Annotated in this window: 23 protein-coding genes; 13 read left to right on the top strand and 10 right to left on the bottom strand. The window is 59.5% G+C overall.

The features are described 5' to 3' along the window. Positions 1-3 precede the first annotated feature (3 nt). From purH to AC2FJV_RS17925, 5 genes are all read left to right on the top strand, one after another. Complete coding sequence (purH, locus tag AC2FJV_RS17945) at positions 4-1,593, top strand: bifunctional phosphoribosylaminoimidazolecarboxamide formyltransferase/IMP cyclohydrolase (protein ID WP_496690438.1); 1,590 nt, start codon at positions 4-6, stop codon at positions 1,591-1,593. Next, positions 1,593-2,063, top strand: coding sequence for a signal peptidase II (gene lspA, locus AC2FJV_RS17940; protein WP_282022380.1), 471 nt, complete (start codon positions 1,593-1,595; stop codon positions 2,061-2,063). Before purH ends, lspA begins: the two co-directional genes overlap by 1 nt. A 50-nt stretch (positions 2,064-2,113) precedes the next feature. Then, entirely contained in the window at positions 2,114-2,632 is a 519-nt protein-coding gene (locus tag AC2FJV_RS17935) for a DUF3035 domain-containing protein (RefSeq protein WP_271952136.1), read from the top strand. Between the two features lie 81 nt (positions 2,633-2,713). Continuing rightward, positions 2,714-4,054, top strand: coding sequence for a M16 family metallopeptidase (locus tag AC2FJV_RS17930; protein WP_282027878.1), 1,341 nt, complete (start codon positions 2,714-2,716; stop codon positions 4,052-4,054). Further along, the gene (locus AC2FJV_RS17925) at positions 4,051-5,355 is read left to right on the top strand and encodes a M16 family metallopeptidase (RefSeq protein WP_496714216.1); all 1,305 of its coding nucleotides are present in this window, start codon (positions 4,051-4,053) and stop codon (positions 5,353-5,355) included. The genes AC2FJV_RS17930 and AC2FJV_RS17925 overlap by 4 nt, the downstream gene beginning before the upstream one ends. Positions 5,356-5,358: 3 nt before the next feature. On the opposite strand, the gene AC2FJV_RS17920 is transcribed toward AC2FJV_RS17925, so the two are convergent. The 3 genes from AC2FJV_RS17920 to deoC all read right to left on the bottom strand — a co-directional run bounded on the left by AC2FJV_RS17920 (position 5,359) and on the right by deoC (position 9,611). Beyond that, the gene (locus AC2FJV_RS17920; RefSeq protein ID WP_496714214.1) at positions 5,359-6,090 is read right to left on the bottom strand and encodes a Crp/Fnr family transcriptional regulator; all 732 of its coding nucleotides are present in this window, start codon (positions 6,088-6,090) and stop codon (positions 5,359-5,361) included. A 177-nt stretch (positions 6,091-6,267) separates the two neighbouring features. Beyond that, complete coding sequence (locus AC2FJV_RS17915) at positions 6,268-8,601, bottom strand: aldehyde dehydrogenase family protein (RefSeq protein ID WP_496714213.1); 2,334 nt, start codon at positions 8,599-8,601, stop codon at positions 6,268-6,270. Between the two features lie 11 nt (positions 8,602-8,612). After that, entirely contained in the window at positions 8,613-9,611 is a 999-nt protein-coding gene (gene deoC, locus AC2FJV_RS17910) for a deoxyribose-phosphate aldolase (protein ID WP_281973768.1), read from the bottom strand. 198 nt (positions 9,612-9,809) lie between these two features. On the opposite strand from deoC, the gene AC2FJV_RS17905 reads away from it, so the two are divergent. The 6 genes from AC2FJV_RS17905 (at position 9,810) to AC2FJV_RS17880 (ending at position 17,120) form a co-directional block, all read left to right on the top strand. Continuing rightward, positions 9,810-10,763: a metal ABC transporter solute-binding protein, Zn/Mn family gene (locus AC2FJV_RS17905; protein ID WP_142640058.1), complete on the top strand. Its 954-nt coding sequence runs from the start codon at positions 9,810-9,812 to the stop codon at positions 10,761-10,763. A gap of 3 nt (positions 10,764-10,766) precedes the next feature. Then, positions 10,767-11,570: a metal ABC transporter ATP-binding protein gene (locus AC2FJV_RS17900; RefSeq protein ID WP_281996044.1), complete on the top strand. Its 804-nt coding sequence runs from the start codon at positions 10,767-10,769 to the stop codon at positions 11,568-11,570. 3 nt (positions 11,571-11,573) lie between these two features. Then, a complete protein-coding gene (locus tag AC2FJV_RS17895) occupies positions 11,574-12,779 on the top strand; it encodes a metal ABC transporter permease (RefSeq protein ID WP_142640062.1) in 1,206 nt (401 codons plus the stop codon). Next, positions 12,776-13,705: a metal ABC transporter permease gene (locus AC2FJV_RS17890; RefSeq protein WP_496714211.1), complete on the top strand. Its 930-nt coding sequence runs from the start codon at positions 12,776-12,778 to the stop codon at positions 13,703-13,705. The genes AC2FJV_RS17895 and AC2FJV_RS17890 overlap by 4 nt, the downstream gene beginning before the upstream one ends. 282 nt (positions 13,706-13,987) lie before the next feature. Further along, the gene (gene mutL, locus AC2FJV_RS17885; protein ID WP_496714209.1) at positions 13,988-15,838 is read left to right on the top strand and encodes a DNA mismatch repair endonuclease MutL; all 1,851 of its coding nucleotides are present in this window, start codon (positions 13,988-13,990) and stop codon (positions 15,836-15,838) included. A gap of 52 nt (positions 15,839-15,890) precedes the next feature. Next, positions 15,891-17,120 carry a DNA recombination protein RmuC gene (locus AC2FJV_RS17880; protein ID WP_496690444.1) on the top strand — a complete coding sequence of 410 codons (1,230 nt, stop codon included), beginning with the start codon at positions 15,891-15,893 and terminating at the stop codon, positions 17,118-17,120. 59 nt (positions 17,121-17,179) lie between these two features. Here the strand turns inward: AC2FJV_RS17880 and AC2FJV_RS17875 are convergent, their stop codons facing one another. Then, complete coding sequence (locus tag AC2FJV_RS17875; RefSeq protein ID WP_281973765.1) at positions 17,180-17,830, bottom strand: ChrR family anti-sigma-E factor; 651 nt, start codon at positions 17,828-17,830, stop codon at positions 17,180-17,182. A gap of 10 nt (positions 17,831-17,840) precedes the next feature. After that, the gene (locus AC2FJV_RS17870; RefSeq protein ID WP_142640072.1) at positions 17,841-18,497 is read right to left on the bottom strand and encodes a sigma-70 family RNA polymerase sigma factor; all 657 of its coding nucleotides are present in this window, start codon (positions 18,495-18,497) and stop codon (positions 17,841-17,843) included. A gap of 147 nt (positions 18,498-18,644) precedes the next feature. Between AC2FJV_RS17870 and AC2FJV_RS17865 the strand changes: the two genes are divergently transcribed. Together AC2FJV_RS17865 and AC2FJV_RS17860 are read left to right on the top strand one after the other, a co-directional pair. Next, positions 18,645-19,421 carry a DUF1365 domain-containing protein gene (locus tag AC2FJV_RS17865; protein WP_142640074.1) on the top strand — a complete coding sequence of 259 codons (777 nt, stop codon included), beginning with the start codon at positions 18,645-18,647 and terminating at the stop codon, positions 19,419-19,421. Between the two features lie 79 nt (positions 19,422-19,500). Beyond that, on the top strand, positions 19,501-19,818 hold the full coding sequence (locus AC2FJV_RS17860) for a DUF3775 domain-containing protein (RefSeq protein ID WP_142640076.1): 318 nt from the start codon (positions 19,501-19,503) through the stop codon (positions 19,816-19,818). 48 nt (positions 19,819-19,866) lie between these two features. Here the strand turns inward: AC2FJV_RS17860 and AC2FJV_RS17855 are convergent, their stop codons facing one another. Genes AC2FJV_RS17855 through AC2FJV_RS17835 form a run of 5 tightly spaced genes read right to left on the bottom strand, consistent with a single transcriptional unit; the run spans position 19,867 to position 23,641 of the window. Beyond that, positions 19,867-21,009: a saccharopine dehydrogenase family protein gene (locus tag AC2FJV_RS17855; RefSeq protein WP_496690446.1), complete on the bottom strand. Its 1,143-nt coding sequence runs from the start codon at positions 21,007-21,009 to the stop codon at positions 19,867-19,869. Between the two features lie 22 nt (positions 21,010-21,031). Beyond that, positions 21,032-21,280, bottom strand: coding sequence for a SemiSWEET family sugar transporter (locus AC2FJV_RS17850; protein WP_142640081.1), 249 nt, complete (start codon positions 21,278-21,280; stop codon positions 21,032-21,034). A gap of 12 nt (positions 21,281-21,292) precedes the next feature. Further along, positions 21,293-22,339, bottom strand: coding sequence for a saccharopine dehydrogenase (locus AC2FJV_RS17845; protein WP_496690447.1), 1,047 nt, complete (start codon positions 22,337-22,339; stop codon positions 21,293-21,295). A 15-nt stretch (positions 22,340-22,354) separates the two neighbouring features. Then, on the bottom strand, positions 22,355-22,969 hold the full coding sequence (locus tag AC2FJV_RS17840) for a glutathione S-transferase family protein (protein WP_142640085.1): 615 nt from the start codon (positions 22,967-22,969) through the stop codon (positions 22,355-22,357). Positions 22,970-22,990: 21 nt separating this feature from the next. Beyond that, positions 22,991-23,641 carry a histidine phosphatase family protein gene (locus AC2FJV_RS17835; protein WP_142640087.1) on the bottom strand — a complete coding sequence of 217 codons (651 nt, stop codon included), beginning with the start codon at positions 23,639-23,641 and terminating at the stop codon, positions 22,991-22,993. Between the last annotated feature and the right edge of the window lie 306 nt (positions 23,642-23,947).

Raw genomic sequence — 23,947 nt, 5'->3', positions numbered from 1 at the left:
CCCATGACCGATCTTCACCCCGTGCGCCGCGCGTTGCTTTCCGTATCCGACAAGACCGGGCTGATCGAGCTGGGTAAGGCGCTGGCCGACCGCGGGGTCGAGTTGTTGTCGACCGGCGGCACAGCAAAAGCGTTGCGCGATGCGGGGTTGGAGGTGAAGGATGTCAGCGAGATCACCGGTTTCCCCGAGATGATGGATGGCCGGGTCAAGACGCTGCACCCGATGGTGCATGGCGGCTTGCTGGCCTTGCGTGACAATGACACCCATGTCGCCGCGATGAACGAACACGGCATCGACGCGATCGACCTGCTGGTAGTGAACCTCTATCCGTTCGAGGCGACCGTGGCTAAAGGCGCTGGCTATGACGAATGTATCGAGAATATCGACATCGGCGGCCCGGCGATGATCCGTGCCGCCTCCAAGAACCACGCGTTTGTCAATGTCGTGGTCGATGTCGAGGATTACTCGTCGCTGTTGGATCAGCTGGACGAGAATTATGGCAAGACCTCATATGGTTTCCGTCAGTGGTTGGCCCAAAAGGCCTATGCCCGCACCGCTGCTTACGATACCGCCGTGTCGAACTGGATGGCCGATGCGCTGCAGCTTGAGGCCCCCAAGCGCCGCGCTTTTGCGGGCGAGTTGAAACAGACACTGCGCTATGGCGAGAACAGCCATCAGACCGCTGCATTTTATACCGACGGTACCAACCGACCCGGTGTGGCGACCGCCCTTCAGCATCAGGGCAAGGAACTGAGCTATAACAACATCAACGACACTGATGCGGCGTTTGAGCTGGTTGCGGAATTCGATCCCGTCAAGGGTGCGGCCTGTGCCATCATCAAACATGCCAACCCGTGTGGCGTTGCGACCGGCGGCACTCTGTTAGAGGCCTATAAGGCCGCGTTTGACTGTGACCGCACTTCGGCCTTTGGCGGGATCGTGGCGCTGAACCAGCCGCTGGACGCTGAAACCGCGCAGGAAATCACCGGCATCTTCACCGAGGTCGTGATCGCGCCGGGCGCATCGGATGAGGCCAAGGCGATCTTTGCCGCCAAGAAAAACCTGCGTCTGCTAACGACCGAAGGCCTGCCGGATGTGACCGCAGGTGGCAAAACCGTGCGTCAGGTCGCGGGCGGTCTGTTGGTGCAAGACAAGGATAACGGTTTCGTCGGCCTGGATGACCTGAAGGTTGTCACCAAGAAGGCCCCATCCGAGGAACAGATGCGCGACTTGCTGTTTGCCTGGAAAGTCGCCAAACACGTCAAATCCAACGCCATCGTCTATGTGAAGGACGGCGCGACCGTGGGTGTCGGCGCGGGTCAGATGAGCCGTGTGGATTCCGCCCTGATCGCGGCCAAAAAGGCCGAACGTATGGCCGATGTGCTGGGCTTGGCCCAACCGCTGACCATCGGCTCGGCGGTGGCGTCAGACGCGTTCTTCCCCTTCCCCGACGGTTTGATGGAGGCCGCAGAGGCAGGCGCCACTTGTGTGATCCAACCGGGCGGCTCGATGCGCGATGACGACGTGATCGCCGCCGCGGATGAGGCCGGTCTGGCCATGGTCTTTACCGGCATGCGGCATTTCCGTCACTGATGCGTGCCCGATTGCTCCTCTGGGCGGCGCTGACCGCGTTTCTGATCGACCAGATCAGCAAGTACCTGGTCGTTCATGTGATGCGCGTGGCCGAAGGGCCGATCAGCGTTCTGCCGCCCTTTCTGGTGTTCAGATATGGCGAGAATCGCGGCATCAATTTCGGCCTGTTTCAGGGCAATGGCGACGCCGCGCGCTGGGCTCTGATCGGAGTTTCACTGGTGATTTCAGTGGGCGTGTTGATTTGGTTGAAGCGCACGGCCCCCTCAAAGCTCATGTTGGTCTGTGGCGGCCTGCTGATCGGCGGTGCGATTGGCAATGTGGTGGACCGCGTGTTGTACGGATATGTGCTGGATTTTCTGAACATGTCCTGCTGTGGTTTCGACAACCCCTATGTGTTCAATATGGCCGATGTATTCATATTCGCAGGTGCGTTCGGGTTGGTGCTGTTTGATAGGAAAAAGCCCTCGTGACGCGGGTTTGGAAATACGATAAAAGCGCCTGAAACAGGCTGGAGACTTTCATGCGGTTGCCGCGTTCCATATTTGTTGTGACTATGAGTCTTGCGGTTGCGGGATGTTCGGATATCGGTCTGCGCCACCTCGAGCCGCCGGGCCCGGGCCCGGACGAGTTTGCGATTCTGCCGGTCAAACCTCTGACCCAGCCCGAGAACTACAACTCTTTGCCCGCACCGACACCGGGTGGCACCAACCTGACCGATGCCAATCCCACAGGGGATGCTATTGCCGCGCTGGGCGGGAATCCGGCTGCTTCGAATCCAAATACCGCTGTGCCTGCCTCTGATGGCGCGCTTGTCACGGCCTCCAGCCGATATGGCGTTCCGTCAAACACACGGCAGGTCGTCAACCAAGAAGATGCGGATTTCCGCAAGCGTCAGGGGCGCTGGACCCGTTTGCGGCTGTTCAACGTAGATCGATATTCGCAGGTTTACCGTCGCTGGGCTATCGACCCGAACAAGCAAACCCAGGCTGCGCGGAACGCTGGGATCGAAACGCCATCGGCGCCGCCGGTCAATGAATAATTCTTAACTTTCCGTCATCGGGGTTGAACCCGGGCGGCACCACCGTAGTTTGAACACCAGAAACGAAACGGAGGATGCCCCATGGTTCGGGCTCTGGCACTGTCGGCTGCTCTGATCGCCGCCACCCCGGTTTTTGCCGAAGATGGGCACGAGGCGGTCACCACCTTTACGCTGGATAACGGTATGGACGTTGTCGTGATCGAGGATCACCGCGCCCCAGTCGTGCAGCACATGGTCTGGTATCGCGCCGGATCGGCGGATGAGCCGGTTGGTTCGTCCGGTGTGGCGCATTTTCTGGAACACCTGTTGTTCAAGGCCACCGACACGCTGGAGGCGGGCGAGTTTTCTGCCACCGTCGCGGCCAATGGCGGCAATGACAACGCGTTCACCTCGTATGATTACACCGCCTATTTTCAGCGTGTTGCTGCCGACCGGCTTGAGCTGATGATGCGGATGGAGTCAGACAGGATGCGCAATATCCGCCTGTCCGATGATGACATCGCCACCGAGCGCGACGTGATCCTGGAAGAACGTAACCAGCGTACCGAAAACAACCCGCGCGCCCTGTTCGGTGAACAGGTCAGCGCGGCGCAATACCTCAACCACCGCTATGGTGTCCCCGTTATCGGTTGGAAACATGAGATGGAAACGCTGGACCTGGACGATGCACTGTCCTTCTATCAGATCCACTATTCGCCAAATAACGCCATCCTGGTGGTGACCGGCGATGTTGAGCCAGACGAGGTCAAATCCCTGGCCGAGCAATATTACGGGGTAATCCCGGCAAACCCGGACCTGCCCGAACGGGTGCGATCACAGGAGCCGCCACAAACCGCTGAACGCCGTCTGACCTTTAAGGATGCGCGCGTATCGCAGCCCTATGTTCAGCGCAGCTATCTAGCACCCGAACGGGACGCAGGTGCACAGGAAAAAGCCGCCGCCCTGTTCCTTCTGGCTGAATTACTGGGGGGCAGCACGACGTCGTACCTGAATGAAAAACTGCAGTTCGAGCAGCAAAAGGTCGTCTATACCGGTGCGTTCTACCGAGGCGTGTCGCTTGACGATACCACATTTGATCTGCTGGTTGTTCCGGCCGAAGGCGTGTCGCTGCAAGAGGCCGAGGATGCGATGGATCAGGCCGTGACCGATTTCATCGCCGAAGGTGTGAACGAAGAGGATCTGGATCGGATCAAGATGCAGCTGCGCGCCGCGCAGACCTATGCGCGAGACAATGTGGACGGGATCGGCAATCGCTATGGCCGTGCCCTGGCCAGCGGGCTGACGGTCGAAGATGTACAGGCTTGGCCTGATGTCCTGCAGGCGGTGACCGGTGATCAGATCATCGCCGCCGCGCGCGAAGTGCTGCAGCCTGAAACCTCGGTCACGGGCTGGCTGATGCGAGACGATGAGGTAACGCAATGAAGCGGATATTTGTAACTCTGATAGCTTTGGTCATCGCAGTTCCTGCATGGGCCGAGATCGAGATTGAAGAGGTCACCTCGCCGGGTGGCATCACCGCATGGCTGGTCGAGGATCACTCGATCCCCTTCACCGCCCTGGAGCTGCGGTTCCGCGGTGGCACGTCGCTGGACGACCCGACAAAGCGCGGCGCGGTGTATCTGATGAGCGGCCTGATAGAAGAAGGCGCTGGCGAAATGGATGCCCGCACCTATGCGCGCGAGCTGGAATCTCTGGCCTCGTCGTTCGGGTATAGCGCCTCAGACGATTCAGTGTCGATCTCGGCACAGTTTCTGACCGAAAACAGGGATGAGGTGATTGACCTGTTGCGGACCACGATTCACGAACCGCGTTTCGATCAGGATGCTGTAGACCGTGTTCGCGCTCAGGTTCTGTCGGGTCTGCGGTCAGATCAGACCAGCCCCAGTGACATTGCCGGGCGCAGCTTCGCGGAAATGGCCTATGGCGATCACCCCTACGGTTCCGAAGGCAAGGGCACGATCGAGAGTGTCAGCGCCTTGACCCGCGATGATGTGGTCACGGCATATGAGAACGTGTTTACCAAGGATCGTCTGTATGTAGGCGCGGTCGGCGATGTCACCCCAGAGGAACTGGGCGCGGTGCTGGACGAGCTCTTGCTTGATCTGCCGGATACCGGCAAACCGATCCCTAAGCGGGCCGATGTGACAATCACTGGCGGAGTGAGCGTGATCGAGTTCGATACGCCGCAATCGGTGGCTCTGTTCGGCCATGCCGGGATCGACCGCGACGACCCGGATTTCTTTTCCGCCTATCTGTTGAACCACATTCTTGGCGGCGGGGGTTTCGAAAGCCGCCTGATGCAGGAAGTGCGCGAAAAACGCGGTCTGACCTATGGTGTGGCGACCTATCTGGTGCCAAAGGATCTGGCCTCTGTGTATCTTGGGTCGGTGTCCTCTGCCAATGACCGTATTGCCGAAGCCGTTGATGTGATCCGCAACGAATGGGCGCGCGCCGCATCCGAAGGGGTCACTCAGAAGGAGTTGGACGACGCCAAGACCTATCTGACCGGTGCCTATCCGCTGCGCTTTGATGGCAACAGCCAGATCGCCGGGATCATGGTGGGTATGCAGATGGAGGATTTGCCTATCGACTATATCGCCACACGCAATGACAAGGTAAATGCAGTGACGCTTGAGGATGTGAACCGGGTGGCGTCCGAACTGCTGGATCCAGATGGTTTGCACTTTACCATCGTTGGCAAACCCGAAGGTCTGGACGGCTGACCCTTAGGCCGCTGCAGGTCTTCTCTGGGCCTGCAGCGTGTGCCTGTTGCTGTTCAACAGCTTTTGCCGTGTATGTCGGAAATGCGCTGCTTTCAATGCATCGTCGATATGGCGGCTCCGCCGCAGCAAGCGCATCAGGCTGATATTGTCGAAAACCAGGCATTTGGTGGGTTCGGTGGCTATTACCGTGGCTGTGGCAGGCAGCCCAAGGCCAAAGGTCAGCTCTCCCAAAATCTCATCTTCTCCACATTGGTTGATGACCCGGCCGTTTTTCAGGATCGTGGTCCGCCCCTTTAAGACAAAGCCCAAAAAGTCGGTTGTCTTGCCTTCTTCGATCAGGATGTCACCGTTTTCATAGGTCTTGACGGCGGCGGTGTTCAACAGTTTCCGGGCTTGGTGGGGTTTCAGCGATTCAAGGTGCAGGGCGATGAACTGACGTTCGTCATCTGAAAACCGAAGCAAATGCCGGGACAGAAACCCGCGCAGCAGGCCCAGGATCGAGATCGAGATATAGGCCAGCTGAATGATCGAGCCCGCGAGGTTGAATTCTTCCGACATGCTGAACAGAACACATCCGGCTGCGGCGATCACAAGCAGGGGGTAGAGGCTGCCGTTGCCCCGGATGATCCCCATCTGCAGCAGAAAATAGCCGGTGATGTAGAGGCCCGCGCCAAAGACGCCGATCATCGTGGCGACCTGTACCAGTTCAGGAAACTCGTATGGAAAACTCAGCATGGACCGATCCAACCTTGTTAAGACTGGGTCCAAGCTGAGGGATAGTGGCGGCGCTGTATATGAACAATGTCACATGTTAATCATCGTTATGTTCATTCAATGATCACTCTATGCAGCAGCGCGCCATCTGTACCCGAACAAACTGTTTGCACCCCTGGGTTCTCCAGGGCTGGGTCCCTACTCGCCGTAGGGCACCCAGATGTTTTTAACCTCGGTCGCAGCCTGCAAGAAACGGCGAGTCTGATCCTCGTGCCATTCGGTTGCCATGGCGTTATTCACCCAACTCCGTTTCAGGTTCCCGGCCGAAGCCCGCTCGATCTCGGCCGACAGATCGGTAGACGAGAATGACCAAACTGCATCCACATTCAGATGCGAAGCCAGCGGCTTCGCCAGTTCCGTGTGGCTGCCAGTCAGGATGTTGACCACGCCAGCGGGCACGTCCGAGGTTTCGAGGATTTGGTAGAAATCCGTCGCCGCCAGCGGGTAAGGCTCGCTTGCCGCAAGAACCACCCGGTTGCCCATCGCAATCGCAGGCGCCATGGCCGAGACCAGACCCAGCAGCGGCGCCTCGTCAGCACAGAGCGCGCCGATCACGCCGACAGGTTCTTTCATGGCAATGGCCACGCCCCGGATCGGAACGCCGTGCACCTGGCCGTCATACTTGTCGGCCCAGGCAGCGGCGGTGAACAGGCGCTGAATCGAGGCTTCGACCTCTTTCGCGCCGTCTTTCCTGCCGGTCATGGCATCAAGGCGCGCAGCGAATTCACCCGCGCGGGCCGAGAGGTTTTCGCCGATGTAATACAAGATCTGTGCCCGTAGATGGCCGGTGGTCTTTGACCAACCCTTGGCCCCCGCTGCGGCCTCGACCGCGTTGCGGACGTCTTTGCGGTTGGCCAGACCCACATGGCCCAGCAGGCCAGGCTTGCCCCAGACGGGTTTCGAATATCCGCTGTCAGGACGGGCCTGTTTGCCGCCGACATACATTTTGGCAGTACGGTCAATCGGATCGACCGGGGCACCTTCGCCCATCGCGGCCTCGGCCTTGGCCAATGGTTTGCCTTTGCCTTTGGGCTTGGTGTAGGCGGTCAGACCTTCCCAGCCACCTTCGCGGCCAAAGCCGCTTTCGCGCACACCGCCGAACCCGGCTGCGGCATCGAACAGATTGGTAGCATTCACCCAGACAACGCCCGCGACCAGCTTCGGTGCGATATCCAGTGCAAGGTTCACGTTCTCGGTCCATACCGTCGCCGCCAGCCCGTAACGGGTGTTGTTGGCCAGCTCAACCGCCTCTTCCGGTGTACGGAAGGTCGAGGACACCAGCACCGGACCGAAAATTTCCTCCTGCATCAGCTGATCGGAGGTTTCGAGGCCCGAGATCAGCGTTGGCGGGTAGAAACAGCCATTTTCGGGCAGCGCGCCAGCCGCCTGATAAACGTGACCCGCGGTGTTGTTGTCGACCATGCTCTTGATGGTCTGCAACTGGACCGGGTCGACCACAGCACCCACGTCGATGCATTTGTCCAACGGATCACCGATGCGCAGAGTGTCCATTCGGGCGCGCAGTTTCTCGTGGAACCGATCGGCGATGCCTTCCTGAACCAGCAGACGCGAACCCGCGCAACAAACCTGACCCTGATTGAACCAGATCGCGTCGACCAGCCCTTCGATGGCGGAATCGATATCGGCGTCGTCAAAGACGATATAGGCGGACTTGCCGCCCAGCTCCAAAGTCAGCGCCTTACCCGAACCGGCGGTCGCCTCACGGATGCGCCGACCCACTGCGGTTGAGCCGGTAAAGGCGATCTTGTCCACCTCCGAGGCCACGATCATCTCACCCACCGCGCCATCGCCCGTGACGATGTTGACCACACCCTTGGGCAGCCCGGCCTGTGAGCAGATATCGGCAAACAGCAGCGCGGTCAGAGAGGTATATTCGGCAGGTTTCAGAACGACCGTGTTACCCATGGCCAGCGCCGGAGCAATCTTCCAAGCCAGCATCAGCAGCGGGAAGTTCCAAGGAACGATTTGTCCACACACTCCCAGCGCTTCGGCGTTGGGTAGTTCGCTTTCCATCAACTGCGCCATGCCGGCGTGGTAGTAAAAATGGCGCTGTACCAGAGGGATGTCGATGTCGCGCGATTCACGGATCGGCTTGCCGTTATCCAAGCTTTCCAGCACTGCAAACAGACGCGAGTGCTTCTGCAGCAGGCGCGCGACGGCATAGAGGTAGCGCGCACGACCCGCACCGCCCATCTTCTCCCATTTTGGCTGCGCCTTGCGGGCGGCGGATACGGCGGCGTCGACATCGGCTTGCTTGGCCTGGGTCAGCTTGGCCAAAACCTCTCCGGTCGCCGGGTTGCGGCTGTCGAACCCCTTGCCCGGTTTGGTGAAGGCCCCGTCGATATAGTGACCAAATTTGTCACCCTGATCGACCAGCCAGGCCAGCGCTTCGGCTGAGCTTTCGGGGGCAGGGCCGTAATCCATGGTCTCGAAAATCTCTTTGACTGTCATTGTTTTCGTCCTCAGCCCATCGAGTGCCTGTAACCGGCGGAATAAGCACCCGTTACGAAATGTTCTAGCTGTCGTTCGATATCGCCCAACAGCGACGACGCGCCAAAGCGAAACAGGTCCGGCTCCAGCCAACGGTCGCCCAACTCATCCTTGATCAGCGACAGGTAAACTAGTGCGTCCTTGGCTTTGGAAATCCCGCCTGCGGGTTTATATCCGACACGATACCCGGTGCGGTCATAGTAATCGCGGATCGCCCGGATCATCACCAGCGACACGGGCAGCGTGGCGTTGACGCTTTCCTTACCGGTCGAAGTCTTGATGAAATCCGCCCCCGCCATCATGCAGACCAGCGAGGCGCGCGCCACGTTGCGTAGGCTGCCCAGTTCGCCGGTTGCAAGGATGGCTTTGACATGCGCGTCGCCACAAGCCACGCGGAAGGCTTTCATCTCGTCATACAAGGCCTGCCAGTCGCCCGACAGCACATGACGCCGAGAGATTACGATGTCGATTTCCTCGGCTCCGGCTTTGACGCTTTCTTCGATCTCGGCCACGCGCAGGTGGAACGGGGACAAGCCTGCAGGGAATCCGGTCGATACGGCGGCCACCGGAATCCCGGTGCCCTTCAGCGCATCCACAGCGGTTTCGATCATGTCGTGATAGACACAGACCGCGCCGGTGGTGATCGGTGGCATGTCCAACGCCTGAAGTGTTGCAGAAGCCACGGGTTGCCGCGCTTTGGCGCACAGGCGCCGGACACGGCCGACGGTATCGTCTCCCGATAGGGTGGTCAGGTCGATCAGGGTGATCGCCTTGAGCAGCCACGCCGCCTGGTAGTCCTTTTTCACCGAGCGCCGACCCGGCAGGGTGGCTGCGCGGCGCTCAACGGCCGAGGTGTTGACCTGTACGGCCCGCACCCAATCCAGATCAAGCTCCATTCCAGGGTTCCGGGGCTCGGTCACTTGCGGCAGATGCGCGGTGCGCACGGGGCTTTCTGAGCTCTGCGTTTCCATTTTCACATCCTTTGGGAGGTTTGTATCAAATTCGCACGGGTAAGATGCAAATGGAAGGCCATCCGGCATTGGAAGGGTAAATTTTTTGACCAAATGGACAAAATAGGCGTTTTCTTGCGAATAATTCTCAATAGCATTGACTTAGTTGCGAGCGGTTCTCATATTCATCTTAGCAAGATACCATTTCCGGGGTCTGATATGATTCGTCGTAGTTTCCTTGCAGCGCTGGCATTCGCCGCTGTATTCCCATTCTCGGCCTGGGCCGATGCGCCGCTGAAAGTGGTGGCCACGACCGGTATGATTGCCGATGCCGCCCGTCAGGTCGGAGGTGATCAGGTCGAGGTGAAGGGCCTTATGGGCCCCGGCGTCGACCCGCATGCCTATCGTCAGACCCGCAGTGATATCGTCGCTATGACCAGGTCCGATCTGATCCTGTGGCATGGTCTGTATCTTGAGGCGCAGATGGAAGAGTTCTTCCATGACCTAGGGCGTAAACGCATGGTCGTTGCGGTAGCCGAAGGCGTTGATAAGTCAAAGCTGCACGCGCATGACAATTATGCTGACAAATACGATCCCCATCTTTGGATGAGCCCGGCCCTGTGGCGCGATGTCGTGGTCGAGGTGCAAAAAGCCCTGACACAAGCGCGCCCCGAGGCCGCGGACACCTTTGCGGAAAACGCAGAGGCCTTTCTTGCGCAGATCGCGGAACTGGAGACTTATGGCAAGCAAGTGCTTGCAGCGGTCCCGGAAAACAACCGTGTTCTGGTGACGGCACATGATGCCTTTGGGTATTTCGGTGCTGAATACGGGTACGATGTGCTTGGAATTCAGGGTATTTCAACCCAATCCGAGGCGGGACTGAACCGGATTAGCGAATTGGTCGATACGCTGGTTGACCGGCAACTGACGGCAGTTTTCGTGGAAAGCTCGGTCTCGGATCGGTCGATGCGTGCGCTGATCGAGGGCGCAGCGGCCAGGGGACATCAGGTCGAAGTCGGTGGACAGCTTTATTCGGACGCGATGGGCGAGCCCGGCACCTATGAGGGTACCTACATCGGGATGCTGGATCACAATATCACAGTAATCGCAGGCGCTCTGGGGGCTGATATTCCCAAAACTGGCATGAGCGGCAATCTGTCGGCGGGGTTTTAAGAGATGCTGGAACTGGCGGCACATCAGGGCATCCCCCTTCCGGAAAACGACATTGGAAAAAGCCCGCTGGCCATTCGTGGCCTGACCGTCTCGTACGGGCAGAAGCCGGCGGTTTTCTCGGTTGATATGACCGTGCAGCCGGGTGCAATGACGGCGATCATCGGGCCGAACGGTGCAGGCAAATCGACACTATTGAAGGCTGCGTTGGGGATTGTGTCACCCCTGTCCGGGCAGGTGACAGTGTATGGTGATCGGCTGGACCGGCAGCGGTCCCGGATCGCATATGTACCGCAACGGGCCAGCGTGGACTGGGATTTCCCGACGCGCGTGATTGACGTGGTTCTGATGGGCTTGTCGCGCGAACTGGGGCTGTTGGGACGGGTGCGCGCCCGGCATAAGGCGCGGGCGATGGATTGTCTGCACCGTGTAGGGATGCGTGACTTTGCCGACCGGCAGATCGGCCAGTTGTCAGGCGGCCAGCAGCAGAGGGTTTTTTTGGCGCGCGCCTTGGCCCAGGCCGCCGATCTGTATCTGCTGGACGAACCTTTTGCCGGGGTTGATGCGGCAACGGAAAAGGCCATCATTTCGGTCCTGAAATCGCTGAAAGAGGCGGGCAAGACCGTGGTTGCGGTGCATCATGACCTGGCGACCGTCACCGACTATTTCGACCATGTTTTCCTGATCAACACGCGCAAAGTCGCCGAGGGGCCCGTGGCCGAGGCTTTTACGGCCAAGACATTGCAATCTGCCTATGGCGGCCGTCTGGCTACGGCGCAGATCGACCAGATCTCACGCGCGCTGGGGTGAGTCATGCATTGGGATGCTCTGACCCTTCAGCTTGGCTATAACGCCACGCTTGTCGCAATCGGCGCAAGCCTGCTGGGCATTTCCGCCGGGGTGACCGGCACATTTCTGTTCTTGCGCAAACGTGCACTGGTCAGCGATGCGATCAGCCATGCGACATTGCCGGGTGTGTGTCTGGCCTTTATGGTGCTTGTGGCCCTCGGTGGGGACGGCAGAAACCTGATCGGCCTGCTCGTCGGGTCGGCAATATCCGCTTGGATCGGCCTTTTGTGTATGAACTGGCTGACGCGGCACACGCGGCTGGCCGAGGATGCCGCGATCGGAGCGGTCCTATCTGTATTCTTTGGTTTCGGCATTGTGCTGCTGACGGTGATCCAGACCATGGGTGTGGGCCGACAGGCGGGGCTCGAAGGGTTTCTGCTGGGCTCGACCGCAGGAATGCTTTGGACAGATGCGATGATCATTGCGATCGGAGGCGCGGCAACGCTGGCGCTTGTCATGATTATCCGCCGTCCAATGACGATCGTTGCCTTTGATCCTGAATTTGCCGCAGCCAGGGGCCTGCCGGTGCATCGCATCGACCTTGCAATGATGGGTCTGGTTATGGCCGTCACAGTGGTTGGCCTGAAAGTTGTCGGGTTGATCCTGATCGTTGCGCTTTTGATCATTCCGCCGGTGACAGCCCGGTTTTGGACTGAGCGGTCCGAAAGAGTAGTGTTGCTGGCGGGTCTGATCGGGGGCGTCTCGGGTTATATCGGTGCGGCGCTGTCGGCGGCGGCTCCCAATCTGCCGACGGGTCCGCTTATCGTTCTTGTCAGTTTTGCCGTGTTTGTCCTGTCGTTGCTGTTGGCGCCGGTTCGCGGTGTTCTGGCGGCGGTGTTGCGGCACCTGCAATTCCAGCGTCGGGTTCATATCCGGCAGGGCTTGCTCGCGTTGGCACAAGGGCAGAAAATCTATGAGCCGCTGACCCTGCGTTTGTTACGCCGGGCCGGGTTGGCCCGCCCCGACGGCGTGGCAACCGAGGCTGGCAAGGCCCGCGCCGCCAAAGCCCTGCGCGACGAAAAGCGGTGGGAGGTCGTTCGCACGGACCAGGCCCACGAAGCAACAGCGGCGTTGTATGATGGGCTGCGCGATATCGAAACAGTGCTGACACGCGACCAGATTACCGAAATCGACCGGCAGATCGGTGGCCCGCAGGGGGTAGCAACATGAGCGGCGAAGAATTCGTTCCCCTGTCACTGACACCGCTGCTGATCGGGACATTTGCGGCCATCGCCTGCGCCCTTCCGGGGAACTTTCTGGTTCTGCGCAAACAGGCGCTGATCGGGGATGCCATCAGCCATGTAGTGTTGCCGGGCATCGTGGTGGCCTTTCTGCTGACCGGCGCGATCTCGACCTGGCCGATGATGCTGGGCGCGGCGGGTGCTGCCGTGGTTGCCGTTGTGATGATCGAAGCGATCCGCAGGCTGGGTCAGATCGAACCCGGTGCGGCAATGGGCGTGGTCTTTACTACCCTATTTGCGGCGGGTGTTCTTTTGTTGGAGCAGACGGACACCTCGACCGTGCATCTGGATGTGGAACACGCGCTGTATGGCAATCTCGAAAGTCTGATCTGGCTGGACGCAACGGGATGGGTCTCGCTGTGGAACCCGGCCGCGCTTGCGGGGTTGCCCCCGGAATTGCCGCGTATCGCGCTGACGCTTGCGGGGGTTTCCCTGTTTACCTGGATATTCTGGCGACCATTGAAGATTTCGACCTTTGACGAAGGTTTTGCCAGCACGGTTGGTATTCGGACCGGTCCTTTGGGGTTTGCGCTGGTGATCACAGCGGCGATAGCTGCCGTCGCATCCTTCGACGCGGTTGGCTCGATCATCGTGATTGCCATGTTCATCTGCCCCCCCGCTGCGGCGCGGTTGATGACCAACCGATTGGAATCTCAAATCGCATGGAGCGTTGTATTTGCCTTGGTTTCGGCGGTGATGGGCTATGTTCTGGCGGGTTATGGCCCATTATGGCTGGGTGCCCGCGATGCCGTGAGTGCCGCCGGAATGATCGCAACGGTATCTGGTGTGATTCTGGCGCTTGCGGCTGTTTTCGGCCCCTGCCGGACCCGCGCGGGTGCTCCAGGCACTGTTTGATCCGGCATATTCCTGCTGTTGGCTGATGCCGTATTTCGGCTGAACTTTGCCAACGCGAACAGCACGACCAGAGTTAATGAGCCTTAATCTGCAGATCGTGCTAAGGTTGTTGTATTGTTAAGCAACTGACCACCACTCACCCCGGCTTGTTCGGGCAATCGTGATCAAGGTCGTCGCCTTGCGGGCCGACACGGCGCGATTGTCCGAACGCCCCCCTCTTGCACAAAATCTGAATACCATAGCAGTGGCAGAATCGTGTGCGCATGTGCTAGGTCTAGGGGTATGGAGCAGGCAAACCCCAATATCAACGAGTTTCGACCGGTAATTCGGCAGTTGGACGATGCTGCAATCAACCGGATCGCAGCCGGCGAAGTGGTCGAGCGACCGGCCTCTGCGGTCAAGGAATTGATCGAGAACGCCATTGATGCAGGTGCCACGCGGGTTGCGATAGAGATCGCCGATGGGGGCAAGACGCTGATTCGCGTCACCGATGACGGCTGTGGTATTGCGGCGGCGGACTTGCCGTTGGCTTTGTCCCGCCACGCAACCTCGAAAATCGACGGGTCGGATCTGCTGAACATTCATACTTTCGGCTTTCGCGGTGAGGCGTTGCCGTCGCTGGGCGCGGTCGGGCGTTTGACCATAACCAGTCGTGTTCCGGGGGCGGATGCGGCGCAGATTCAGGTCGCTGGTGGCACAATGTCCGCGGTGAAACCCGCGGCTCTGCGCGCGGGTACCGTGGTCGAGTTGCGCGATCTGTTCTTTGCCACGCCTGCGCGTTTGAAATTCATGCGTACCGACCGCGCCGAGACGCAGGCCATCGCCGATACGGTCAAACGTCTGGCCATGGCCGAGCCCTCGGTCACCTTTACCCTGCGCGATGTCTCGGGCGGCGGCGAGGGGCGCGTGACCTTCCGGGCTGACCGTGAGAATGGTGATCTGTTTGACGCGTTGCATGCCCGACTGGCCCGCGTGATCGGGCGCGAGTTTGCCGAGAACGCGTTGCAAATTGACGCCACGCGTGAGGGTATCCGGCTGTATGGCTATGCCGCTCTGCCGACCTATTCTCGGGGTGCAGCGGTGGCGCAGTACCTGTTCGTCAATGGACGGCCTGTGCGTGACAAGATGCTGACCGGTGCATTGCGGGCGGCCTATTTCGACTTTCTCAGCCGTGATCGGCATCCGGCGGCGGCTCTGTTCATCGACTGTGATCCGACGCTGGTGGATGTGAACGTGCACCCTGCCAAATCCGAAGTGCGGTTCCGCGACCCTGGCGTGGCGCGCGGGCTGATTGTCTCGGCTCTGCGGCACGCGCTGGCAGAGGCCGGGCATCGGGCGTCTTCAACCGTAGCGAACGCGACCCTCGGCGCGATGCGGCCTGAATCACCGCAACCCATTCCGGCGCGGGTCTACCAGATGGATCGCCCTTCACCCGCCGCGCGCCAGATGGCCTATCAGGCGCAGGCACCGGGCTTTGCTGAACTGACCCGCGATTACAGCGGCAGCGTGGTTGAGCCGATCGCGGAACCCGCTTCCGAGGCGCCGACCGAAGACCTGCCTTTGGGGGCCGCGCGCGGGCAGGTGCATGAAAACTACATCATCGCCCAGACCGCTGATGGCATGGTGATCGTCGATCAGCACGCCGCGCATGAGCGGTTGGTCTATGAAAAGCTGAAAGCCCAGATGGCGGCGAACGGCGTGGCTGCGCAGGCGCTGCTGATCCCCGAGATCGTGGAGTTGTCTGAAGGCGACTGCGCGCGACTTATGGCGGTGGCAGATGACCTTTCGCGCTTTGGCCTGACGCTCGAGCCCTTCGGCGGAGGTGCGGTTGCCGTGCGTGAAACCCCGGCCATTCTGGGTGAGGTCAACGCCCGCGCAATGATTCTGGATATTCTGGATGAGCTGTCCGATCAGGGGGAAAGCCAGATGGTGCAGGCGCAGATTGAGGCGATCCTCAGCCGTGTCGCCTGTCATGGTTCGATCCGCTCGGGCCGCCGAATGCGGGCCGAAGAGATGAACGCCCTGCTGCGCGAGATGGAGGCGACACCCCATTCCGGCCAGTGCAACCATGGGCGGCCAACTTATGTGGAACTGAAACTGGCCGATATCGAACGATTGTTCGGACGCAGTTGATCCCGCGGGGTGCGCGGGCTATGAAGAATAAAACAAGAACACCCGAGGCAACATGATCGAGATTGCAGGAACCCAATTTGCATTGAACGACCCCGTGATTCTGATCGTTGGCGGGGTGGTGGCATTGATCCTGTTGCTGCTGTTCCTGTCTTTGCGAGCGGCCAACCGGTCAGCCAGGATGGCCGAGCCTCTGTCACGGCAAATGGCCCATCTGGGCCAGCATGTGCAGCAGTTGGGGCAGGGGCAAGAGCAGCTGCGCGGCGGGCTGCAGCATGTCTCGGACACGCAGGCCAATGCGCAGGTGCAGGTGATCCAGACGGTTGAATCGCGCCTGTCTTCGGTGCAGCAGCAGATGAACGATCGGCTGGCAGATAATGCGATGAAATCCGCACGTGCGCTGGCCGAGATGCAGGAGCGGATGAAGGAATCGCTTCACGGCTCGTCGAAACAGACGGCGACGTCACTGACCCAGTTGCAGGAGCGTTTGGCGGCCATCGACAAGGCGCAGGATAACATCACCAAACTGTCGGGCGATGTGCTGTCGCTTCAGGATATTCTGTCGAACAAACAGACGCGCGGTGCGTTCGGAGAGATTCAGTTGAACGATATCGTCTCCAAGGCATTGCCCTCGGACAGTTTCAAGCTGCAGGCGACCTTGTCGAACGGGCGTAGGGCGGATTGCCTGATCCACCTGCCCAACCCACCAGGCCCCATTGTGATCGACAGCAAATTCCCGTTGGAAGCGTATGAGGCGCTGATCGGGTCGACCAATGATACGGAGCTGAAAGCGGCGGTGCAGATGTTCCGAACAACTGTGCGCAAGCATATCAACGACATCTCCGAGAAGTACATTCTGGACGGGGAAACCGCCGATGGCGCGTTGATGTTCCTACCTTCCGAAGCGGTTTATGCCGAGTTGCACGCCAAGTTTCCCGAATTGGTGCAGGAGAGCTTTACCAAACGCGTTTGGATCGTCTCGCCCACCACCTGCATGGCAACGCTGAACACGATGCGCGCGATCCTGAAGGACGCAAGGATGCGGGAACAGGCGGGTGCTATCCGCAAAGAGCTGGGTCTGCTGCACAAGGATGTAGATCGCCTGGGCGATCGGGTTTCCAATTTGGACCGTCATTTCGGGCAGGCGGCCAAGGATATCTCGGAAATCAAGATCAGCGCTGAAAAGGCCGGGCGCCGGGCGCAGCGACTGGACAATTTCGATTTCGAAGAGATCGCACCTGACGACACGCCGGGCGTTGTACCGCTGGCGCGGCACGAAATCTGATAAGCCGTTCGATGCGACATTGGCCGGATTTGGCCAGCGCATCGCGTCAGTCCCAGAGATCAGATACGCAGGAAGGGCTGGAACAAGCGGGGCATGAGCTTGGTGAATTTTAGCGGCGCGTCGGTAACGGCCAGACAGATGCAATCTGCGGTAATGTCTGCGGTCGGGGTGTGATGCAGATCTTCATCGGCAATCTCAACATCGCCGCGTGCAAAGTGATCAACCTCATCCGAGAAAGCACCCTGCAGAACCATGGTCAATTCCATACCGTTATGGCTGTGATCCGGAACTGCGGTTCCGGCTGGAATGAACAGCAGACGTGCCGAAGCGTCGCCGCTCGTCGGCAAGATAGCTTGTCTGACGCCCATTCCGATGGGCCGCCATCGGATGTCATTGACAGTGCCGCCGACGTAGTCCTGCAGGGGGGCAGGTAGCACGGCGCAGCCCTTGTTCACGGGCTTGGGGGTCGGTACGCCTTGGGCGATCAGCGCCATCGTCGCAGCCAGCGCGCTGTCGTTCATTTGGGCAGGATAGGGCAGCGCGTCCAGTATCTGTCCGCCAACCGCATCAAAGCTTTCAGCCTGCGCGCGGCAATGGTCACACAGCGACAGATGGGTCGCGACCATCAGATCGAACGCTTCGGGCAGGCTGCCGGCGGCATATGCCATCAGCAGATCTTCCGTCAGGTGATGCTTAATCTGTTTGCTCATCGTCTCTGTCTCAGTTCATTGCGTGGCGCAGGCGATCCAGCGCCAGCCTAATTCTTGATTTGATCGTTCCCAGAGGCAATCCAGTCTGAGACGCAATTTCCCGGTGACTCAGGTCTCCGAAATAGGCCTTTTCGATCAAGTCTCTTTGCGCGTCAGGCAACGCCTTCAAGGCAGTGCGCAGCTGCGCGGTTTCTTGTTGCAAGACGATCACGTCGTCCTGATCAGGTTCGGACTCGGGGCCCCAGCCCAGTTCTTCCGGTTCGGGGCGCCGTTGCTTGCGCAGGGCGTCGATGCGTTTGTTCCGTGCGATGGTGAACACCCATGTGGCCACCGTTGCCCGGGTCGGATCGAACAGATGGGCCTTGTGCCACAAGGTCGCCATCACCTCTTGCGCACATTCCTCGGACATGGTCGCGTCCGAGCCTGACTTCATCAGGAACGCCTTGATCCGCGGCGCAAAATGCTGGAACAGCTCGGCAAAAGCCGCCTGATCCTGCGCATCCCGAATGCGCCTGACATGGTCCACCCACTCAATCCTGGTGTCGCAACTGCTTTGTGTTCCGTTCACCTGTCTACCCTTGATGCGTTTTCTTGTGCGCCAAGGCTTGAGGACGGCGGGTGTAGCCGCCGGCTCGTCCAAGGTCACGGTGTCTATCTCGGTAAACATAACCACAATACGGTTGGTGTCCCAAGCCGGATCACTCTGAAGCGATATTTTTGATCCAATCCTGGCTGGATGCCGTATTCTAAGTAACAGAAACCTTCAGAAAACCACGCCCCTCCGGGCGGTTACAAGCGGGTCGGACCATATCGAATGACACAGACCGTTGATCATGTTGCGGGCCATACCTTTCACGGGCGCAAGGGGGCGATCGAAAACGCCTTCCGCTATTCGGTCGACTACATTCTTCTGAACCCTGAACGCGATCTGACCACTCCGGCGCTATTTTCGGTGAACCGGGCCAATCTTGCCAACTGGCGGTCGCAGGATCACGGGGGTGAGCCGGGCCAGGGCGACGGTGCCGCCTGGCTGCGCGCGCGGTTTGATCAGTTGCAGGTGGCGCAACCGGCGCGCCTGATGTTGCTGACGCAGCCTCGGGTTCTGGGGCATGTGTTCAACCCGGTCAGCTTCTGGTTCTGTTTTGATGGACAGGATGTGCTTAATGCGGTGGTGGCCGAGGTGACCAACACCTATGGCACGCGCCACAGCTATCTGTGCCACAAGCCCGGTTTTGCGCCCATCGAAGTGACAGACAGGATGGTGGCTGACAAGCTGCTGCATGTTTCGCCCTTCCAGAAGATCGAGGGCAGCTATACCTTCCGTTTCGACTATCGCCCCGAACGTGTTGGCGTTTGGATCGAGTATACCCGCCCCGAGGGCGGATTGATCGCCACCCTGACCGGGACACGCCGTCCGCTGACCAACCGGGTGATCCTGTGGTCGCTGCTGCGCCGCCCATTTGGTGCGCGGCGGACCTTTGCGCTGATCATCTGGCAAGCACTTAAACTTTGGGTGAAAAAAGCCACCTTTCGCCCGTTCAGAACCGCACCGGTGCCGGATCAGCCGGTTTCGCGTGTGCGCCTGCGCTAACGCGTTTGTTCAAGATCAAAGACTCGGGCTCTGCCTAGTGGTTGTTTCATTCGAAAGCCGCGAACACAGGAGTCGGGTCATGTTGGAAATTTCAGCAAGAAAAGTTGCTCAGGTTGCGCTGATGGGGCGCGAGCTGAATCGGGCCGAGGGCGAGTTGCGCGCGTTCATTGATCACATGAGCGAGGACGAACAGGCCGAACTGGTGGCTATCATGTGGATCGGGCGTGAAAGCTTCTTCGCCGAGGATCTGGTCGAAGCCATCGCCACCGCAAGGGCCGAAGCCTCAACCCCCTGTGCTGATTACCTGATCGGAACGCCGCACATGTCAGATCATCTGGAAAATGGTCTGGATGCGCTAGGGGTATCGGCCGAGGACGTGGAAAATGATCTGATGTAGGCACCAGTTTTATTGCCGTCACGCCACCTGATTGGCGTGACGGTCATCTCAGTTGGAATGGTCAATGATCGCGAGGTGCTGCGCCAGCCGGTCGATTTCAGCCATCCAGCCCTGCACCAGTTTCGGATCATTGGGGGCCGCATGAACGCCTGCCGGAATAGCGCGGTTCAAGACGGCTTCGACAGCCAGTGAAACGGGGACCGAGACCAGCCGCGCCATTGCCGTGCCGCGGTCGTCACCCCAGGCATCCATCACATAGGTTTTGTGCCAGACCGGAACGCCGTCTTTTTCCGCCTTCAGGCCCACACACAGAACCACACGGTCCGGCTCGCCCTCGTCATAGGCGTTGTCGGCCCAGAACTGGTCCGACATCTCCTTCAGGCGTGCATCGCCTTCGGGGCCGGACAGGGTTTCGATTTCGGCAAACACACCCGACCACGCATCGGCCCAGCCATTCAGACGCAGCGTACCGCGGACGAATTCCTTGACCGGCCAGTGATCCTCGAAATGGTACTGCGCCATGAACGGGATCGAGTCGCGGTTCGGATAGACCTCAAAGCTTTCGGGTGTGGGCAGGGGGGCGATATAGCTGGTAATCGCATCCCATGGGCGCGCCACGTCCAGCGGAGCATAATTGCGAATTGATTTCGATGGTGAACGCAACGCCTTGAGCACACCCAGCGGTGACCAGCTGAACTTGTACCGGAACGGGTTCGGATGCTTGGGGATGCCACCGCAATAAGAGATGAAACTCAGGTGGTTCTGCGGGTCGAACGCGTCCGAAGCGCGATAGTCGTCGATCAGTGCATGAGCCATCAGGTGATCGATGCCCGGGTCCAGCCCGCCCTCGTTGACCAGCGCCACCCCGGCTTCGCGGGCCGCCTCGTCCAACGCGCGCATCTCGGGGGCGATATAGGAGGATGAGACGAAATTCGCCTGTTTCGCGATTGCAAGCTCGGCCAAGGGCACGTGCCAGTCGCCGGGCAACATCGAAACGATGACATCGCCCTGTTCCAGCACCGCCGCCAAGGCGTCGATGTCAAAAACGCGGATATCGCTGGTCAGGTCACCAACTTCGGCCTTGGCCTTTTCGATTGTCCGGTTCCAGACCGTGACCTTGTGCCCGCCTTCGATCAGGCGGCGTAAGCCGGGAATGGCCGACAGGCCGGTGCCACACCAGTGAATCGTCATGTGAAAACTCCTTTACGGCTGTTCAGCCAAACCTCAGTTTTGCAATCACGATCGCGCTGACAAGCAGGATCGAGATCACATTACCCAATATCAGCGGCCATGCCGCAATCATCACTCCGTAAATCAGCCACAGGCTCAGCGTGGCCAGAATCAACAGGTTCGCCGGCATAGACAGATCCTTGGTCTCGCGGGAGCGCCAGGTCTTTAGGGTTTGAGGAAGCCAACATACAGTGCCCAGCACCGCAGCCGCGCCTCCGATCAGGTGTTCCATGCGTGGCTACTCCTAGACATGGTTGTCGAAAGTATCGCGGGCCCGGCCCCAGACGCCGCTGTCCAGATCGGTCAGGGTCAGCAGAGAAGGCAGAAGCTGTGCTGCATAATCTTCCGAGCTTTCGACCGGTAGCATCGACGGCAGATTGTCGATTGCAACTACATCAAGAACCGGATTGGTCGCCACGCGCAGGGCAGGTGCCTCCCAAGTTGTTGCTCGGTCATAAACCGGAACAGGGTTATAATCGCTGTCGGGGTCACAGGCGACATCGCCGATGGCGGTCAGCTTGCGGTCAGCGGCCAGTGCCTCATGTGGGACAAAAATCGGCGTACCTGGGCGCGCGAAGATACAGTTCAGGAACAGGTCGTGGTCCAGGATTTCAGGGAACGGCCCACCGCTGGCGGTTTCGGCCATGTCCCACTTGGTGACACTGACACCCATCGCCGTGCAAAGGTCGCTGGCGCCGGTGCCCACGCGGCCAAGAGCACCGATGACGATGGCCCTTGGTCTATTGGCCTCGATGGCATCTAGTTCAGCCAGAAGCTCGGAATTCAACGCGTCCTTGCTGGGATAGACACCAACCGGAGGGCATTCCGCGCCCCGCTGCTGCGCGGCCCAAGTCTTGAGTGTCACCGCAGCCCCGGCATAGCCGGCCCAATAGCCAAAGGCGGCGACTCGGCGGCCGTTTTCGTCGACAAGATATTCCAGATCATACAGCGTTCCGCCCCCGGCCTTGAACCGTTCTAGCAGCGCCCGGCCGGAATGCTGACCCTTATAGGCATGGCCGAACATGATGTGGAGGTGGGGCAGGGGCGTGCCATCCTCGGGCAGTTCCTTGAGGCCAAAGATGATCGCGTCCTTGGGTGCATCTGGCCAGGAGTTCTCGGGCGCGATCTCGCAGCCAGCAGCCTTGTAACCGTCGATGGGGATGGCGCGAACATGGCTTTCCTCGACCGTTACGCGGATGCCAGCAGCGATCAGCGCCAAAGCGCCTTCAGGGGTCAGCCCGACCCGTTCTTCGTTCGGGCGCTGTTCGGCCCGGACCCATAGATGCGTCATATTTTGTCCCCTTTATCAGAGCATTCCGGCGGCACGTACGGCTTTCAGCGAAGCGCGCGCTTCTGCCGCCTCACGAAAGGCGACGATCTTGGGGTAGGCTGCGATGTCGACGCCGTCGCCTTCCAACCAACTGCAAACCACATACAAATAGGCATCGGCAAGCGAGAACGCCTCGCCCAGCACAAACGGTCCACGCAGACCGTTCGAACAGATATAGTCGCAGGACGCTGCCATGGTCTGCGCGACTTTTGCCGTCATATCCTTCCAGCTGGATTTCTTGTCGGCCCACCGCGCGCCGCGCAGCTTATGGGCGTGGTTCACATGCATGGTCGAGGCAAGGTAATACATCACCTCGCGCATCCGGGCGGCCATGATCGGGTCCGCAGGCACCAGCCCGGCCTTCGGAGCCATTGCTGCGATGAACTCCAAAAGTGCCCCGGTTTCGGTCAAAATCCCACCGTCAACCACCAGCGCCGGAACCCGGCCTTTTGGGTTGATCTGCTTGTAGGCGGATTTGGTTTGCTCTCCACTGGCAAAGTCCAGTTGGATCGCCTCATAGTCCAGCCCGGCCTCTTCCAGTGCAATCGCAACGGCGACCGAAATCGTGCGAGGGGCATAGTAAAGTTGCATCACAAAGCCTCTGGTTTGGGGTTACAGGTGGGTCTGTGCAAACTGCCGGTCTGGTGCTTCCAGATGCGGAACGGCATTGAACAGAACCGGGCTGAGCTGTGTACCTATCGGGTATAAACGGTGCATTGACGTGTTCATGATGGCAAGAGCCACCCGCGCCATGGCCGGGATATCCAGCCCCATCGCCTGCCGGACAACCATCGAAATCAACCCGCCCGAGGTCACAACGATGGCAGGGCCGCCTTCGGTTCCGATATCGGTCAGCGCGTCGCGCACCCGGGTTTCGAATTCCTCGAAGGTTTCCGGTGTGTTTTTGATGGCGCCATCGGCCCAGGCGGCAAAGGTGCGGGGCAGATGCTCGACAAAACCTTCGCGATCAGTGGGCACTTTCACTCCGTGCTGTTCCTCGAACAGCTGCGCGATGGTGAAATACTCGATCTCGTTCAGCCGCGGATCGCGGATCGGATCAGTGAGCCCCATGCTGGCGGTGGTCTCGGCGTGGCGGATCAGGGTGCCGCAATAGACCCGGGGAAAATGGCTGCGTGTGTCCTGGAGATGCGCCCCCAGCCAGCGGGCCTGCTGATGTCCCAGATCGCTGAGCTTGTCATAGTTCTTTTCGTCGCGCGCGGTGGTATTGGCCTGCCCGTGACGCACCAGTGTGATATGTGACATGTCGGTCCCTCTTGCGTGGCAAGTCTTAGGACAGGTCTAGGTCCGGGGCCAGAGCCGTTCGTTGCGGTTTGGAAATTATTCTCGCTCACCCCCGAATCTGGCCGGGCGGTATTGTTGTTGACTCGCAAGACCGTCCACAGGAACCTTGGTGATATCAGACTGTCCTGCAAATTCATCGTTGCAAGCTATTCGATGACCTCGGAAAACTGGCTTGGGAAAGGATTTATTTATGACGGATATTAGGCGCACGCCTTTGCATGGTTTGCATGTTGAGTTGGGTGGGAAGTTGGTTGATTTTGCGGGCTG

This window comes from Ruegeria sp. CDSA241 (genome assembly GCF_059611265.1).
The sequence above is the reverse complement of the archived record's forward strand: the minus strand, read 5'-3'. Positions and strand labels throughout refer to the sequence as shown.